This is a genomic window from Chryseobacterium vrystaatense (assembly GCF_000737765.1).
In the GTDB taxonomy this organism is placed as follows: Bacteria; Bacteroidota; Bacteroidia; order Flavobacteriales; family Weeksellaceae; genus Chryseobacterium; species Chryseobacterium vrystaatense.
The window spans coordinates 316,212-332,108 of the sequence record NZ_JPRI01000005.1 but is presented as its reverse complement, the minus strand read 5'-3'; the positions used below and the strand labels follow the sequence as shown (position 1 = coordinate 332,108).

Here is a 15,897-nt window from a genome sequence, read left to right as displayed (position 1 = left end):
CTTTCCGGGCCTAAAAAACTCAAGATTAAAACAGATAGTACAACTGTGTTAAAGGAAGTTTTTCCGCCGGCTCACAAGTGATATATTCACCATCCACCGTTACTTTATAGTTTTCAGGATTAACTTCAATGACAGGTGTTTTGTCGTTGTGGATCAAATCTTTTTTAGAAATATTCCTGCAGTTTTTCACCGGAAGAATCATTTTTTCCAGTTTGTATGATGCAATGGTACCATTGTCAATAGAGATTTGGGAAACAAAGTTGGCACAGATTCCAAATTTAGCTTTTCCATGAGCCCCGAACATATTTCTGTAAATAATGGGCTGTGGAGTTGGAATAGAAGCGTTAGGATCTCCCATTTTGGCTGCAATAACAAATCCTCCTTTTAAAATCATTTCCGGTTTCACTCCAAACAGTGCAGGTTTCCAGATCACCAAATCTGCTAATTTACCTTCTTCCACAGATCCTACATATTCAGAAATACCGTGTGCAATAGCTGGGTTGATGGTATACTTTGCCACATATCTCTTAGCTCTGTAATTATCATTTTCAGCATCTTGATCTTCTTCTAAATTTCCTCTCTGTTCCTTCATTTTACTTGCAGTCTGCCAGGTTCTCGTGATTACTTCTCCCGGTCTTCCCATTGCCTGAGAATCGGAACTCATGATACTGAAAACTCCCATATCATGAAGAATATCTTCTGCAGCAATGGTTTCAGGGCGTATACGTGAATCTGCAAAGGCTACATCTTCCGGAATATTTTTACTTAAATGATGGCATACCATCAGCATATCCAGATGCTCATCAATTGTATTTATTGTATAAGGACGGGTCGGATTGGTAGAAGCCGGCAGTACATTTGGATACATGGCCGCTTTGATGATATCCGGAGCATGACCACCTCCAGCACCTTCTGTGTGGAATGTATGAATCACTCTTCCATTAATCGCTCTCATAGTATCTTCCAGGAATCCGCCTTCATTCAGTGTATCAGTATGGATAGCCACCTGAACGTCATATTTATCAGCCACTTTTAGTGCCGCATCAATGGTTGCAGGTGTAGCGCCCCAGTCTTCATGAATTTTTACACCTAAAGCTCCTGCTTCCACCTGCTCTTCTATCGGTCCTTCCGCAGAACAGTTTCCTTTTCCGAAGAAGCCCAGATTCATTGGATATTCTTCTGCAGCTTCGAGCATTTTCTGCATATTGAATTTTCCGGGAGTTACCGTGGTAGCGTTGGTCCCGTCATTCGGGCCTGTTCCACCTCCGATCATTGTGGTAATTCCACTGTATAAAGAGGTTTCGATCTGCTGCGGACAGATATAGTGAATGTGGGTATCAATACCTCCTGCAGTCACAATATATCCTTTCCCACCATGAACCTCTGTTGAGGCTCCGATAATCATATTGGGAGAAACACCATCCATGGTATCAGGATTTCCGGCCTTTCCGATTCCGATTATTTTACCGTCTTTGATTCCGATATCTGCTTTTACAATTCCCCAGTGATCAATGATCACGGCTCCTGTGATGCAGAGGTCGAGAACACCGTCATCTCTTTTGGCAGTCACATTCTGTCCCATCCCGTCACGTACCGTTTTTCCGCCTCCGAAAACAGCTTCGTCTCCGTAATGGGTAAAGTCTTTTTCAATTTCTATGATAATTTCAGTATCTCCCAGTCTGATTTTATCACCGGCTGTAGGGCCTAATATATTAGCGTATTGTTTTCTGTCTACGTTTAAGCTCATGTTAGTGATTTTTAAAGTTTAATTCTTCTGCTTTGGCAAGACTTACTTTTTTCTGATCTTCAGAGTCCACCTGTCCATCAACAAGGTTATTGAAGCCCATTGCTTTTTTTGTTCCGCCTATTTCGACCAGTTCTACCTCTTTTTCTTCTCCCGGTTCGAAACGTACAGCGGTACTGGCTACGATATTCAGTCTCTTACCAAAGGCTTTTTCACGGTTGAAACTCATGGCTTTATTGACCTCAAAAAAATGAAAGTGCGAACCTACCTGAATAGGACGGTCACCTGTATTGACTACTTTTATTTTAACTGTTTCTCTGCCTTCATTGCAGATAACAATACCTTCTTTTACAAAAATTTCTCCTGGTATCATAATAGAGATTATTAACGGATTGGGTTGTGTACGGTGACCAGTTTGGTTCCGTCAGGGAAAGTGGCTTCGATCTGTACATCGTGGATCATTTCTGATACTCCCGGCATTACATCATCTTTGGTAAGAAGCTGTGCGCCTTCCTGCATCAGTTCAGCCACTCTTTTTCCGTCTCGGGCACCTTCCAGTAAAAAATGACTGATCAGTGCTATCGATTCTGGATAATTAAGTTTAAGGCCTCTCGCCTTTCTTTTCAGAGCAAGCTCTCCTGCCAGAAATAGCATAAGCTTCTCCGATTCTCTCGGTGTTAAGTGCATAGTATTGGATTTAAAATTGGATATAAGGAATCCTGTCTGCCTTTCAGAAAAGGCAAACAGATATGTTTAGACCTATTGAGAACAGGAAATATTTTTTATGGACTTGTATTTATTGACAAATCAATTCCATAAGTCATTAAAGATTAGAAAATAATTAGCAGCCGGCAATCTGCAGAGAATGATACAGAATGTATCGTGGTGCTGTGATATAAACACCGGTTTGAACAGCCACCGGTTTGGTATTGTAAGAATAATAAGCGAAGAAAAAGTTCAGCCACTGCTGTGTAATGATCGAATAATCAAATTTTACTTTTTCAAAATCATTGGAATCCTGTGCATCCTGATCATCCGAAACACTGTAGATTTCAGGCTGCCCCTGCTGATCTGCATGTTTAAGGAAATGTGCTTTAGAAGAAGCATCAAGATATGATTGTATTTTCCCATTACCTGCAAAAACACCTGCACATAAAGCGGAGAAAAAGGTTACGAAAAAGAATAATAGGATTCTATTTTTCATTACAATCATTGATGATGTAAAATTAGACAATCCAATATCCTTCAGCTATCAAAAAGGTCATTTAAAATGTTCAAAATCGAGACAAATGAAATTCTGTCACCTATGCGTATTACAGCTAAACCCCTTTGCTACAGCTGTTCCGGAAAATTATCCAAGTAGGACAATTATTTTATTATTTTCATTTATGAAAGTATTCGAAATCATTACATATATAAATCAAATTTAAAAAATAGAAGAAAAAAATAATGAAGTACCCCTTCTTTTTATTCCTAATAGTGGTATTTTTTGAAAATAAAACAGTGATTAATTTCATTTTATAAAGATGAGTCATATTTTTTCTTTGCGTTAATTATTGTAAATTTGTCTACCAACATATTTATAATTTTAAAATAATACAACATAATATGTCAAAAGCAATTTCGCAAGTACCATTTGCAGTAAACGAGCCGGTAAATTCTTATGTACCGGGATCTCCAGAAGTTAAAAGCCTTATCGCTACCTACAAAAAAATGTGGGCTGAGAAGATAGAAATTCCAATGGTTATCAATGGAAAGGAAGTAAAAACTGACGAAAAGGTTCAGCTTCAGTCTCCTCAGGATCATGCCCATGACTTCGGTTTTTACTATAAAGGTAGCATGCAGCATGTAGATGACGCCATCAACGCGGCATTGGCAGCTAAAAAAGAATGGAATGAACTGGGCTGGGAGCATCGTGCAGCTATTTTCTTAAAGGCAGCTGATCTTTTGGCAGGACCTTACAGAGATGTCATCAACGCAGCAACAATGATCGGACAGTCTAAGAACGTACACCAGACAGAGATTGATGCAGCGTGTGAGTTCATTGATTTCCTGAGATTCAACGTAGAATTCATGACTGAAATGTATTCTGAGCAGCCAGTTTCTGACAGTGGAATCTGGAACCGTGTTGAGTACAGACCATTGGAAGGATTCTGTTTTGCAGTAACTCCATTCAACTTTACCGCAATTTCCGGAAACTTACCTACGTGTATGGCAATGCTTGGTAACGTAGTGGTTTGGAAGCCTTCTGACAAGCAGGTTTATTCTGCAAAAGTAATTATGGATGTATTGACAGAAGCAGGTCTTCCTGCCGGAGTAATCAACATGATTTTCACAGACGGAAAAGAAACTGCTGAGAAAGTATTGGCACACCGTGATTTTGCAGGTCTTCACTTTACAGGGTCTACAAAAGTATTCCAGGGAATGTGGAAGATGATCGGAGACAATATCCATAATTACAGAACATATCCAAGAATCGTTGGAGAAACAGGAGGAAAAGACTTCGTAATTGCTCACCCTTCTTCTAATGTAGAGGCTGTAGCTACTGCTTTGGTAAGAGGTTCTTTTGAATATCAGGGACAGAAATGTTCTGCAGCTTCAAGAGCTTATATTCCTAAATCCCTTTGGGCTGATGTGAAAAAAGTAATGGAAACTCAGATCAATTCAATTAAAGTAGGTTCTCCGGAAGATCCTTCTAACTTCGTTAACGCAGTAATTGACAAGAATTCTTTCGAAAAATGTAAAGGATATATCGATAGAGCGACTGCTTCAAGCGAGGCTGAAATAGCGATCGGTGGAAAAGTTGACGATTCTAAAGGATGGTTTGTATATCCGACTGTAATCGAAACTACGAATCCTCAATATGAGAGTATGGTAGAAGAGATCTTTGGACCTATCTTATCTGTATTTGTATATGAAGATCAGGATTGGAAAGAAACTTTAAAAGTGGTAGATTCTTCTTCTCCTTATTCATTAACAGGTTCTGTGTTTGCACAAGACCGTTATGCAATCAATGAAGCTTTCAAAGCTTTAGAGAATGCTTCAGGAAACTTCTACATCAATGACAAACCTACAGGTGCCGTTGTTGGACAGCAGCCGTTCGGTGGTGGTAGAGCTTCAGGAACTAACGATAAAGCAGGTTCTAAAATGAACTTGTTGAGATGGACTTCTGTAAGAAGTATCAAAGAAACTTTTGTTTCTCCAAAAGATTACAAATATCCATACTTAGGATAAAAATCATCACTGTTCATTGAGTGATCATGAACAGCGAATTATAAAATAGCTCTGAAATTTGTATTTCAGGGCTTTTTTTGTCAATAGAAAATAATACACCATGAATTCAAAATTCATCATATAGTACCCCTGACAATTTCTATTAACGCCTATTATTGATGTATCCCTAACACCTTTTAACAAACTTTATCTATGTTTTAATACTTTATCCTCCCTATTAGGAATGGTTATTGAACTTTATCTGAAACACTAAAAATAAAATATTATGAAAAAGTTATTGATAGCAGCTGTAGGTTTAGGACTAATCGTTGTGAGCTGTGGAACTAAAGAATCTACGATGTCGACGAAGAACTCGGATTCGGCGAAAGTAAGTGAACAGACAGTTCGGCAGTCAGCTATGGATTCAGTATCTCCAAAAAGGATGAATCCAGACACTGTTAAGTTCAAGTCAGATTCAACGGCAGTCGTAGCTCCGGCTAAATAGATACAATTAAATTTTAATCTAACATAGAAATCTGCAGATGAAAGCTCTGCGGATTTTTTGTTTTTTCAATCAAATGGTCACAAGAATATTTACGATGACTATCATTAAAATCTCAATATTTTTCTATATTTGATCATATTAAACATCAAAATTAACTATTATGAAAAAATTATGGGTAGGGGCTGTTCTTGGCGTATTATTTTTAGGAAGCTGTGCACAAAATAAAGAGAAAAGAGAAGAATTCAAGGATGAGCACAATAAAGAATCTCTGAGAAATAACATGGGAGATTCTGCAGTTGCCAATTCTGATCCTGCACCGGTTTCTCATGACACCGTCAAAGTAAAAACAGACAGTTTAAAAACTAAATAAAAAAACAAATCCGCAGTTAAACTGCGGATTTGCACTTAAAAAAACTTGACTGAAAAAAACCGGGCAATCAACCCCGATTGTATTATAAAATTTTTATCAAGCTGGATTACTCGCCCAGATAAATAAAAGTATTGACTACCAAATAGGCAGATCTGTTGTCCATCGCAGCACCTATACCTCCTGTAGGAATTGTAGCAATCCCTGACAGTGAATGGATATGCGAACCGGAATTTGCAGTACTGCTCATCAGTCCGATTCCTCCCCAAGAGGAAGATTCACCGTTCCCCTGATAATGTCCGGAACCATTATTTCCAACATTTGTTCCTCCAAGAAGGAAACCTCCTTCATCTGAAGTATGAATATGCGCTCCGGCACTTTCGGCTGTTCCACTTACCACACCTATCAGATTAATGTCCGGAAGATTCGAACGGGTGATCGTCATTTTGTTATTTCCGCCCTCGCTTCCCAGCAGTTCGGCACCATTTCTTGTTTTTAGAATCCTATCTGCAGCATCAGGAATATTTACTGTAAAGCCTAAACCTGCTGCCAAAGTTTGTGCCGATGATGGAAGAGAGGAAACAGATCTTCCGTTAAGCAGATACCATCCGCTATGATCAGACGGGTGCATGGAGTTTTTAATATCTCCTGCAGATTGCGAATTCAGCTTTCTGGGATCGCCCTGAAGCATTCTCTGCCATATCTTCCCGTCATAATAATAAAGCCCAGCAGCAGTAATATTTGCGGTTTTACCGCTAGCTACTTTTACTCCTGCTGTAGCATAAATAATAGTTCCTGCGTGACTTTCTGTGTATTGGGCGTCTCCTGCCTTGATCTCATCCCCTGAAAGTCTGGGGGGCAGCACCCCCTCCGCTGTTGATCCGTCGCTTCTTTTGGCGACGATATCCAAACTCGCAATGGGCACAGCTGTATTGATTCCTATCTGCCCTAAAGCAGCACTGGAAAATACAGATGCCATCACTACCGTTAAAGTTGTTTTCATCTGTTTAATTTACTAGTTTAAAGTTTTCATGGTTTTGTATAAAATAGTTGGCAGATATTTTATACCCTCTAGTAATTTTCAGCTTTAGTTTTTAGATTTGAGCGCTGTGCTGCTTTATGGGAATAATAAGATTAAAAAATGAGTGACAAACTGCAGTATGCTCATTCCCATTAAGCTGGCGCAAAGATATAGATGTGAAGTCCTTAGATAAAACAATAGGTTATCCGTTTTCATGAAAATGAAAAGACACAATTCCGGAAAAAGACATTATTCTTAGGTATTTTCACGAATATGAACATCTTTACCTGACTGATTTTCAGCATCAAGATATTTAATATACGCTGATGGAGAAAAATCTGTCACGGCTTTAAAGATGGAAGCAAATTTACTGTGTGAAGAAAAACCACATTCATCGGCCAGAATACTGATCTTGTACTGTCTGTATTTCTCATCATTGATCAATTTATCGACAATATAGTTGATTCTCAATCGGTTGACATATGTTTTGAAATCAGCACTTTTATGCTGATTGATCACATAAGAAAGGTACTTTGTATTGGTATTAAGTTCTGCAGCAAGAAATGATAACGACATATTTTTGTTGTTATACAGCTCTCCCTTTTCAAATACATCAAGAAGCTCCAGTAGTTTGGCCTCTGTTTCGGAAGTCATCAGGGACTCATTTCTTTTTTTGTCCACTCCTCCTGCTCTATCATCCACTTCTTCCACTGAAATATTGGAAAAATCAGGATTTTCTGCTTTTAAAGGTGACGATTCACTTCGTGAACTAATCATTTGAAGTTGGGTCCTGATAATATTTCTGAATTTTGAACGCTGTTTTTTCTGTTTTGTTTTAAAGAAGATAACGATACCAATCAAAGAAACTATGAGTACAATAATTGCTGTATTTTTAACAATACTGATCTGGGTACTTTTTTTATTTGGCTTGGCAGGAGTGTCCGGATTTCTCATTGCAAATTCACGGCTTCGGGCGGTAAGGCTGTCATAAGCTCTTACATATTTTACAGCATAAAGTGATGCCTTAAAAGTATCTCCTGTTCCTTCATAATAATCATTGATATTGGAATACACTGCTTTTTTGAATTTAAGGCTACGGGAACTGTCTGCTAGATTTTCAGCTTTTTTTAAATAGATTTCCGCGTCTTTCCAGTTTTTCTGCTTCAGACGGATACCGCCAAGGCCGTTATAAACCAAGCCCAAAATACAGCAATTTTCTTTGAGCAGTGACTCTGCTTTCCGATAACAGCTTTCAGAAATCACATAATCCTTAAGTTTAAAGTATACATCACCAAGGATTTGGTAAGAGGCAGCTATAGCTCTGCCATTATCCTGTATATTGTCGTTGCCAAAAGCATTTAAAGAAAGTTCAATGTATTTTATGGCATCGGGGTAGCTACCCTGTTCCATTTCATAATACGCCATTTCCTGGTTCAGAAGCCCCAAAACTTCACTTTTTTTCTGAGAATCGGTGATGCCCTTTGCCGCTTCTATCCCTTGCAGGGTATACTTTTTTGATCTTTGATAGAGACCCACCAATCGGTATTCTTTGGCTAAAAATTCATTGACACGGGAGAACCATTCCGGATCACTGATCTGACTTAACAGGGAATGGGCATTTTCTCCATAACATATGGATTTTTTGAATTCACCGGCACTGTGATACAATTCCGCTGAAAGCAAAAGACTCTTTACCTTATCTAAGGGGTGCTGGGCAGACATATATAAGGAATCTGCCACTTTCAGAGCTTTCGGAATATCCTTTGAAGCTGTTTGTACAGATGCTCTTTCGCAGATCTGATCAAAGCTGTATTTTTTCTGTGCCCAGATGGGGACAGCAGTAATGAACAAAAACAAAAGTTTTAGCAGACTTCTAGACATAAAAAAATAAATTATTATTTTGATTTTATAATAATTCATCATTTTCATGGGGTGTCTTTTTGTTTTTTACAAAGTTACTAATATTTTATATTTTATTAAAATATTCTTCTATTATTTAATTTTTTTAACTAAAAAACAGATTATTATTTATTTTAATAACATATTTTTAATAATTCTCACCTTAAATAGATTTATTACATATTAAAAATAAAATATACGTAACTATTTCCTGATTACAAGTCCTTATGTGTTTGCATAATTATTACATTTGTAATCAATAAAAATTTTATGAAAAAATTAGCGATATTTTCTTCTTTATTTATAGGAGCCCTGGCCCTGGCACAGGGAATTAAGTTTGAGGACGGCAGTTTTACAGCTATTCTGGCAAAAGCCAAAAAAGAGAATAAACTTGTATTTGTAGATGCATATGCATCATGGTGCGGACCATGTAAACTGATGGTGAAAAATATCTTTCCACTTCAGACTGTAGGAGATTTTTATAACTCCCACTTTGTCAACGCTAAAATAGATATGGAAAAAGGAGAAGGAATTGACCTTGCAAAAAAATACAACGTGAAGGCATTTCCTACCTATCTTTTCATTAATGGAGATGGAGAAGAAGTACACAGAAAGTTAGGCTATGTGGAAGAAAAAGACTTCATCCAGTTTGCCAAAGATGCTGAAAATCTCAATAAAAGACTTACTACATAAAAGCAAAAATTTGAGAAAGGAGAAAAGGATCCTGAATTCTTAAAAAACCTTGCTGATCTTGTCATCTACAATGATTCTAAATTGTCAGGAAAACTATTGGACCGTTATTTCCAGCAGAAAACAACACTTGATTAGGAAGATGTGCAAATGCTCAAACTAAACACCGTTCTTAAAAAGTCTTATAATGCAGATACTAAATCATGGAATGACAGTTACTTTTGTAACGTAAAGTCAAAATTTACAATAAGATCGGAGATGAAAAGAATGCCAAAATGTGGGCTGAAAAGGCTGTATAGTTGGCAAAAAGTAAGGGAGAAGACTCTACAGATACAGAGAAATTATTAAAAAGTCTTTAAATCATAAAGGATAAAAAATAGAATCCGCAGAGCAAAGCTCTGCGGATTTTTTATGTCTATAACTGCTTCAGCAGTTTTGCATTCCGTCTTTAGATGATTAATATTCAAAAAGAACGCTTCCCCAGGTAAATCCGCTTCCAAATGCTGAAAGAAGGACCAAATCTCCTCTTTTGATTTTTCCTTCTTCAATGGCCTCGCTTAATGCAATAGGAATAGATGCAGCCGTAGTATTTCCATATTTCTGAATATTGTTATGGATCTTCTCATCAGGAAGTCCAAATTTCTGCTGCACAAACTGGGCAATTCTAAGATTGGCCTGGTGAGGAATAAACATATCCAGATCTTCAATGGTTTTTCCTGCTTTATCCAAAGCTTCCTGCATGGTTTCCGGGAATCTCGTTACTGCGTGTTTGAACACAAAGTTTCCGTTCATGATCGGATATACTTCCTTATTGGTTACATTTTCTGGTTCTTTTCTCATTCTGTCGCTCCATCCAAACTTAGAACCCGGGAATTGTGTACACAATTCGTCTGCATATTTTCCTTCAGAATGCATATTGACTGCTAAAATATCTCCTGCATTTTCGTCTTCCGTTGCTGAAAGGATAATCGCTCCTGCTCCATCTCCGAAAATAACAGAAACACCTCTTCCTTCATCAGAAAAATCAAGTCCAAATGAATGGATCTCCGCTCCTACTACGAGAATATTTTTATAAGTTCCCGATTTGATAAAAGCATTAGCAACGCTCACTGCATATACAAATCCTGAGCACTGGTTTCTTACATCCAAAGCGCCAATTGTATCGCACCCAAGCATATCCTGAAGTAAAACACCGCAACCAGGAAAATAATAGTCCGGAGAAAGTGTTGCAAAAACAATATAATCAATATCTTTAGCTGTCAGTCCCGCTTTCTCAAGAGCTTTTTCAGAGGCCTTAAATGCAAGATAAGCAGTGGTTTCCTGAGAGTCATTTCTGTTTTGTCTGTGTCTTCTTTCTTTGATGCCCGTTCTTTCCGTTATCCATTCATCATTCGTAGTCATCAATTTAGCTAAATCATCATTCGTAACAACATTATCTGGAACATAAAATCCAATCCCTTTTATTGTACTTTTAATCATATAGTTTTTTTAATTTTGGCAAAGATAAAATTATTTAACACATAGTTTTTCAAAATATTAGTATTTTTATTATATGCCAATCGACACGATATACAGAGACTCCCAATGTGAATGGGTAGATGTAGAGGCTCCCACTGCGGAGGACCTGAAATTTCTTCACGAAAGATATGAGATCAACAATCTTCTACTGGAAGATACAATGGATCCCAACCACCTTCCAAAATATGAAGAGGATGGGAATATAAAATTTTTCCTGCTCCGCGAAAGTACAGAGCTGGAAAGAAAAAATCTCAATACGATAAGCGATATCAGCACAAAGATCGGCATCTTTCTTCTCGATAATACCATCATCACCATCCACAGGATGAAAACTAAAAGTATTCTGGAGACTAAGAAACAGATCTCATCTATACAGACTGAGGTCCCGCCTGCAAAAATAGCTTTGATGATCGCGCTTCTGATTATGAAAAGTTTTGATGATGAATCGTTAAGTCTGCTGGAAACCATGGACAATATCGAAAATGAGATCTTTCTTAAAAACACCAACCACACGAATCAGATCAGAAGGTTATACAAACTGAAAAGAAAATCAGGACTCAATTCGCGTGTCCTGACCATTTCGACTGACGCTGTAGATAAGTTTAAATTGTTGAATCTTCAGGATTCAGAGATCGTCGATTTAAAGGATAAACACAAGGATGTTGTTGCGGATTTTGATCATTTAAACATCCAGATCACCAACCTTATTTCAATGTTCCTCGCACTTTCTGATCAGAAAGCCAATCAGGTTATGAAAGTTCTGGCGATCTATTCGGTGTATTTCTTACCGATCACCTTCATTGCCGGGCTTTATGGAATGAATTTCGACAATATGCCTGAACTGCATCACAAGTATGGATATTTCATCACGGTAGGTGTGATGGCTTTAGTTGTGATTTGTACGTTTATTTATGCCAGACGTAAACAGTGGTAACTGTAAGATACAAAAGGAAGAAAATACTTAAGCTGAAGTAAGGATTTGTTGCCAACTTTAAATAACAAATACCAGACACCCATGAAAACCGAAATTCTAAACAAAATTCTTGATGAAGATGTACTTTCAAGGGAATCTAAAGATAAACTTGCTGCTCTTCATGACCATATATCCACCAGAGAGTTTTCTGATCTTCTGGATATACAGGGAAATCAGTACGTAGAGTTCGTTCAGGAAGGAGGCGGTGTTTGGGGAAGTGCTCTTGTCGGCTATCTTTATGGTCTGGAGATCTTTGGGATTCGTTTTCTTAAAGTAGCAGGAACGAGTGCAGGAGCCATCAATACAATGCTTATTGCAGCCTGCAAGACCAAAGAGGAAGCTAAAAGTGAAGTGATCAAAGATATTCTGTTCAGCTGGAATTTCGCCGATTTTATGGATGGAAAGACGTATGTAAAAACCACTATTCATGCGATTCTCAACAATAAGGATTTCTTTAAGATCAATGCTATACTTTTGGCTGTTTTAATGATCATCCTTGTGATCATCCCTTTTGCTGTTCAGTCAGAAACAACTCTTGATGCAAAACTTCTGTTTCTTATTCCTTTAATTCCGGTGATTGCTGCTTTTTTCTGTATTAAAAAATTTTATAATGATTTCCGGAAACAGAACAGCGGTTTCAATCCAGGGAATACTTTTTTAAACACCATGCAAAGTGTTCTGGATGGTTTCGGAATTAAAACAGTAGCTCAGCTCAACGAAAAATTTATTCAGAAAGAGCATGGCCTCAATCTCAATTATCGGTACGGAAATGCACAGGAATACTATACAATTGCTCTGAAAAGCATTGATGAAATTAAGAATAAAAATCAGGAACATATTGATCAGACGCGTTACAGAATATTTTATGAAGGTGCAGTAAACAATGATTATTATAAAGCCAATCCATTTTACCAGCTTCGTTCGGAATATATCGTCATTACAACAGATATCAATGCTAAAATAAAAGTAGAACTTCCTACAATGGCCAATCTCTATTGGTCTGAAGAGGAACTGAAGCATATCAGTCCGGCCGAATTTGTAAGAGCCTCCATGTCTGTCCCATTCTTTTTTGAACCTTTCCAGAAAAGAATTGATAAAGATGACAGCTCTGTGAAATATGCCTGGAAATTCTGGATGAATACAAAACCTGAAGACATCTATCCTGCAGGACTTTTCATTGATGGTGGAAGTATTTCCAATTTCCCAATCGATATTTTTCATGCCAGCGACGTATTTTATCCCAGAATGCCTCTCTTTGGGGTACAGCTTACCAGTGATTCCGATATTCTGTCAGAAAAGGGAAAAACAAGTGAAGAAATTCTCAAAACTCCTTTTTCTTATGCGGGAAATATCATCAGTACTTTAAAAGGGTTTAATGACAAATCATTTTTAACCAAGCATAGTTTTTACCGTCTTTACAGTATTCAGACTGTCAATTGCGGAACAAGCAGCTGGCTGAATTTCTTTATGAAAAAAGAAGAAAAAGAAGATCTTTTTAACAGAGGTTTTCAGGCTGCCCTTGATTTCCTGAATCAGTTCGATTGGGAAAAGTACAAATATGAAAGGATGATGTTGTCGATGAAAGAGAAAAAAATCCTTAAAGAGGAGGATACGCCTACGGTGGGGTAAGCAATTTTGATTATTTTAGAGCTTTATTATTGTAAGTTCCTCCACCGGAATATTCAAATTGGGAAAGTACGGCAGCGTGTGATTGCAAAAATAGTCCAGGATGGGAAGCTGAAACAATTGGGTAAATTAATCCTGAAAATATGAACTGGATCATCAGAAGTATAAAAAGTTTAGAATTTCACACCAATCTTCGCGAAGTTTTAAAACCAATTTGGCAAGACCTCAATGAATACGAATGGGTCTTGGCAGATTTGGATTTTATGACAGATGATGAAATACCAATTCATTTTGATGAAGATTATTTTATTCTTAATAGAGATGAATTTAATGTTATTTATCAATCCCGAACTCAATTGATTTGGGGCCTTATTTCAGCTGTTCCAAGAAACACTCCATTAGATTTTAATTTAATTTCAAATTTATCTGTAGAAGTCCAGGACACATTTACAGCAGATCAATATTTAATAAAGGAATCTTATCTGGAAATCACCGCATTGGACAGCAGCTATACCATCATAAAATTCAAAGATGAAAAACTTTCAAATAAGTTTAAGGAATACTTTCAAGATGAAGCCATAGATTTACAAGAGTTTCATAAAAAGAAAATCTGAAATGTCAGAACGGTCACATCTGTAGACATGACCATTACTCTTTTATATCGAATCCAAAAACTCCAGATACATCGGAACACTCCTTTCAATCCATTCCCGGGAAGGATCGTTTTCAATTCCGTAATACACAAAAGGCTCTTTGTATTCAGCTTTGATATAATCAAAAGTCAGTTCATAGGGACGGAAAAGTTCGTTCATGGTATATTTATATTTTCCGGAATTGCTGTATCCTTCTTCATCAATTCCTGCCGTAACAGCCAGTGTCATCTTCTTCCCTCCTGCTTTATAACCGCTTTTGCTTCCATATGCCCAGCCGTGAAGAAGTACCTCATCAAACCATTTCTTTAAAAGCGGCGGGCTGCTGAACCAGTAAAACGGAAACTGAAAGACAATTTTGTCGTAAGATTCTATCAGCTTCTGTTCTTTCAATACATCAATCTTTTCATCCGGATATATGTCATACAGGTCGTGTACCGTATATTTTTCCGGAGATTTTTCTAATTCCTCAATCCATCTTTTATTGATTACCGATTTTTCACTATCGGGGTGAATAACTATTATTAATATTTTCATTTGTTTGTTTAAATTTCTTCAGCAAAAATAATATATGTAACTTACATTTTAAATAGTAGTACCCAATTGTATGGTACTATAAAAATTGTAAGTAATGACTAAAATAAAGGAAACATCTACCAATTTCTCCAATAAAAAAGCACTGTCTGATGAATGTCCGGAAATCTATGCTTCCATCATGATTGGCGGACAGTGGACACTTGCTATTTGCTGTTACCTCATCAACGGAAAGTTAAGATTTGGAGAACTCAGAAAAAAACTAAACACTATTACCGAACGTATGCTGACCTTGCAGCTCCGCAGATTGGAAGAAGACCGCATCATCACCAGAACGGTCTACGCCGAAGTTCCACCTCGTGTAGAATATGAACTGACAGAGATTGGCTATAAACTAAAACCTATCATCCTGGAATTTGAAAAATGGGGAAAAGAACATAAAGAAATCATGGCTGATCAATCTTCTGTTTCTGAATCTCAACAAGTATAAAGACTGCTGATTTGAATTTTTGACTAAAACTGATTTGATTGATTTTTTTTAATTGATGAAATAATTTTCTCATTAATTTCAACATCAAGAGTAAATATTTTGTAAATTTAGTAGGTATTAAATCCTAAAAAGGTACCCATGAAAAATCTCACATTTCTAGTCAGTTTGTCTATGGCATTATTTTTCGGCATTCAGGCAAATGCACAAAAAATTTCAGATGGCCAAACGGTTGAAGTTAATGGAATGAGTGTCACTTTTAATATTCTCAATAAAGAAAGTGTTCAGGCAGGTGGAAAGTCTTACGACCGCTATAAAGTGTCAGCTTCTGTGAAAAACAGTTCAGACAAAGCATATAATATCAGGCTGTCTTCTTACCCTCAGATCGTGAGCAATATCGGTTTGGTAGAACTGGACTGCATTAATGCAACCGGTGCCAAGCTGACTTCCAAAAAAATCGAGCTGAAAATGAAAGCTCAGATGATCAACGTATCGTATTCTGCTTACGATAAGTCCGGAAAATTCACAACCAATATGATTCCTATAACGGGAAGCTATTATTTTGATCCGGGAGATACCATCAGCGATAATGCTATTTTCATTGTTCCACAGGGAGAAAAACCGGATGTATCGGTTAGAAATTTAAAATAATCGAAACTATAAAGTTTAT

At 37.2% G+C, this 15,897-nt stretch carries 17 protein-coding genes; 9 read left to right on the top strand and 8 right to left on the bottom strand.

The window, feature by feature from the left end:
• Nucleotides 1–25: 25 nt before the first annotated feature.
• From ureC to IW16_RS15705, 4 genes are all read right to left on the bottom strand, one after another.
• Entirely contained in the window at nucleotides 26–1,747 is a 1,722-nt protein-coding gene (gene ureC, locus IW16_RS15720) for an urease subunit alpha (protein ID WP_034746205.1), read from the bottom strand.
• Between the two features lies 1 nt (nucleotide 1,748).
• Entirely contained in the window at nucleotides 1,749–2,117 is a 369-nt protein-coding gene (gene ureB, locus IW16_RS15715) for an urease subunit beta (protein ID WP_034746202.1), read from the bottom strand.
• 11 nt (nucleotides 2,118–2,128) lie between these two features.
• A complete protein-coding gene (ureA, locus tag IW16_RS15710) occupies nucleotides 2,129–2,431 on the bottom strand; it encodes an urease subunit gamma (RefSeq protein WP_034746199.1) in 303 nt (100 codons plus the stop codon).
• Between the two features lie 154 nt (nucleotides 2,432–2,585).
• Nucleotides 2,586–2,948: a hypothetical protein gene (locus IW16_RS15705; RefSeq protein WP_131327917.1), complete on the bottom strand. Its 363-nt coding sequence runs from the start codon at nucleotides 2,946–2,948 to the stop codon at nucleotides 2,586–2,588.
• A 404-nt stretch (nucleotides 2,949–3,352) separates the two neighbouring features.
• On the opposite strand from IW16_RS15705, the gene pruA reads away from it, so the two are divergent.
• The 3 genes from pruA (at nucleotide 3,353) to IW16_RS15690 (ending at nucleotide 5,832) form a co-directional block, all read left to right on the top strand.
• Nucleotides 3,353–4,978: an L-glutamate gamma-semialdehyde dehydrogenase gene (gene pruA / locus IW16_RS15700; RefSeq protein WP_034746193.1), complete on the top strand. Its 1,626-nt coding sequence runs from the start codon at nucleotides 3,353–3,355 to the stop codon at nucleotides 4,976–4,978.
• A 265-nt stretch (nucleotides 4,979–5,243) separates the two neighbouring features.
• A complete protein-coding gene (locus IW16_RS15695) occupies nucleotides 5,244–5,462 on the top strand; it encodes a hypothetical protein (RefSeq protein ID WP_034746190.1) in 219 nt (72 codons plus the stop codon).
• A 160-nt stretch (nucleotides 5,463–5,622) separates the two neighbouring features.
• A complete protein-coding gene (locus IW16_RS15690; protein WP_034746187.1) occupies nucleotides 5,623–5,832 on the top strand; it encodes a hypothetical protein in 210 nt (69 codons plus the stop codon).
• Nucleotides 5,833–5,938: 106 nt separating this feature from the next.
• Here the strand turns inward: IW16_RS15690 and IW16_RS15685 are convergent, their stop codons facing one another.
• Both IW16_RS15685 and IW16_RS15680 read right to left on the bottom strand, forming a co-directional pair.
• A complete protein-coding gene (locus IW16_RS15685) occupies nucleotides 5,939–6,832 on the bottom strand; it encodes a hypothetical protein (RefSeq protein ID WP_034746184.1) in 894 nt (297 codons plus the stop codon).
• 273 nt (nucleotides 6,833–7,105) lie between these two features.
• Entirely contained in the window at nucleotides 7,106–8,731 is a 1,626-nt protein-coding gene (locus IW16_RS15680; protein WP_165571987.1) for an AraC family transcriptional regulator, read from the bottom strand.
• Nucleotides 8,732–9,019: 288 nt separating this feature from the next.
• Between IW16_RS15680 and IW16_RS26975 the strand changes: the two genes are divergently transcribed.
• Nucleotides 9,020–9,442 (top strand): thioredoxin family protein, encoded by a 423-nt coding sequence (locus IW16_RS26975; RefSeq protein WP_228376947.1) that lies wholly within the window; start codon nucleotides 9,020–9,022, stop codon nucleotides 9,440–9,442.
• 453 nt (nucleotides 9,443–9,895) lie between these two features.
• Here IW16_RS26975 and IW16_RS15670 read toward each other — a convergent pair whose 3' ends face one another.
• A complete protein-coding gene (locus IW16_RS15670) occupies nucleotides 9,896–10,918 on the bottom strand; it encodes a 3-oxoacyl-ACP synthase III family protein (RefSeq protein WP_034746178.1) in 1,023 nt (340 codons plus the stop codon).
• Nucleotides 10,919–10,991: 73 nt separating this feature from the next.
• Here IW16_RS15670 and IW16_RS15665 point away from each other — a divergent pair, with 73 nt between their 5' ends.
• The 3 genes from IW16_RS15665 (at nucleotide 10,992) to IW16_RS15655 (ending at nucleotide 14,170) form a co-directional block, all read left to right on the top strand.
• Nucleotides 10,992–11,891, top strand: coding sequence for a magnesium transporter CorA family protein (locus IW16_RS15665; RefSeq protein ID WP_034746176.1), 900 nt, complete (start codon nucleotides 10,992–10,994; stop codon nucleotides 11,889–11,891).
• A gap of 81 nt (nucleotides 11,892–11,972) precedes the next feature.
• Nucleotides 11,973–13,559, top strand: coding sequence for a patatin-like phospholipase family protein (locus IW16_RS15660; RefSeq protein ID WP_034746173.1), 1,587 nt, complete (start codon nucleotides 11,973–11,975; stop codon nucleotides 13,557–13,559).
• Between the two features lie 140 nt (nucleotides 13,560–13,699).
• Nucleotides 13,700–14,170 carry a hypothetical protein gene (locus IW16_RS15655; RefSeq protein ID WP_034746170.1) on the top strand — a complete coding sequence of 157 codons (471 nt, stop codon included), beginning with the start codon at nucleotides 13,700–13,702 and terminating at the stop codon, nucleotides 14,168–14,170.
• Nucleotides 14,171–14,212: 42 nt separating this feature from the next.
• Here IW16_RS15655 and IW16_RS15650 read toward each other — a convergent pair whose 3' ends face one another.
• Entirely contained in the window at nucleotides 14,213–14,743 is a 531-nt protein-coding gene (locus tag IW16_RS15650) for an NAD(P)H-dependent oxidoreductase (protein WP_034746167.1), read from the bottom strand.
• Between the two features lie 94 nt (nucleotides 14,744–14,837).
• Here IW16_RS15650 and IW16_RS15645 point away from each other — a divergent pair, with 94 nt between their 5' ends.
• Entirely contained in the window at nucleotides 14,838–15,230 is a 393-nt protein-coding gene (locus IW16_RS15645) for a winged helix-turn-helix transcriptional regulator (protein WP_034746164.1), read from the top strand.
• 138 nt (nucleotides 15,231–15,368) lie between these two features.
• A complete protein-coding gene (locus tag IW16_RS15640) occupies nucleotides 15,369–15,878 on the top strand; it encodes a hypothetical protein (RefSeq protein ID WP_073175047.1) in 510 nt (169 codons plus the stop codon).
• Nucleotides 15,879–15,897: the final 19 nt, after the last annotated feature.

Coding starts and splice junctions, on each gene's coding strand:
- ureC (WP_034746205.1), bottom strand. CDS start 1,747: ATGAGCTTAAACGTAGACAGAAAACAATACGCTAATATATTAGGCCCT.
- ureB (WP_034746202.1), bottom strand. CDS start 2,117: ATGATACCAGGAGAAATTTTTGTAAAAGAAGGTATTGTTATCTGCAAT.
- ureA (WP_034746199.1), bottom strand. CDS start 2,431: ATGCACTTAACACCGAGAGAATCGGAGAAGCTTATGCTATTTCTGGCA.
- IW16_RS15705 (WP_131327917.1), bottom strand. CDS start 2,948: ATGAAAAATAGAATCCTATTATTCTTTTTCGTAACCTTTTTCTCCGCT.
- pruA (WP_034746193.1), top strand. CDS start 3,353: ATGTCAAAAGCAATTTCGCAAGTACCATTTGCAGTAAACGAGCCGGTA.
- IW16_RS15695 (WP_034746190.1), top strand. CDS start 5,244: ATGAAAAAGTTATTGATAGCAGCTGTAGGTTTAGGACTAATCGTTGTG.
- IW16_RS15690 (WP_034746187.1), top strand. CDS start 5,623: ATGAAAAAATTATGGGTAGGGGCTGTTCTTGGCGTATTATTTTTAGGA.
- IW16_RS15685 (WP_034746184.1), bottom strand. CDS start 6,832: ATGAAAACAACTTTAACGGTAGTGATGGCATCTGTATTTTCCAGTGCT.
- IW16_RS15680 (WP_165571987.1), bottom strand. CDS start 8,731: ATGTCTAGAAGTCTGCTAAAACTTTTGTTTTTGTTCATTACTGCTGTC.
- IW16_RS26975 (WP_228376947.1), top strand. CDS start 9,020: ATGAAAAAATTAGCGATATTTTCTTCTTTATTTATAGGAGCCCTGGCC.
- IW16_RS15670 (WP_034746178.1), bottom strand. CDS start 10,918: ATGATTAAAAGTACAATAAAAGGGATTGGATTTTATGTTCCAGATAAT.
- IW16_RS15665 (WP_034746176.1), top strand. CDS start 10,992: ATGCCAATCGACACGATATACAGAGACTCCCAATGTGAATGGGTAGAT.
- IW16_RS15660 (WP_034746173.1), top strand. CDS start 11,973: ATGAAAACCGAAATTCTAAACAAAATTCTTGATGAAGATGTACTTTCA.
- IW16_RS15655 (WP_034746170.1), top strand. CDS start 13,700: ATGAACTGGATCATCAGAAGTATAAAAAGTTTAGAATTTCACACCAAT.
- IW16_RS15650 (WP_034746167.1), bottom strand. CDS start 14,743: ATGAAAATATTAATAATAGTTATTCACCCCGATAGTGAAAAATCGGTA.
- IW16_RS15645 (WP_034746164.1), top strand. CDS start 14,838: ATGACTAAAATAAAGGAAACATCTACCAATTTCTCCAATAAAAAAGCA.
- IW16_RS15640 (WP_073175047.1), top strand. CDS start 15,369: ATGAAAAATCTCACATTTCTAGTCAGTTTGTCTATGGCATTATTTTTC.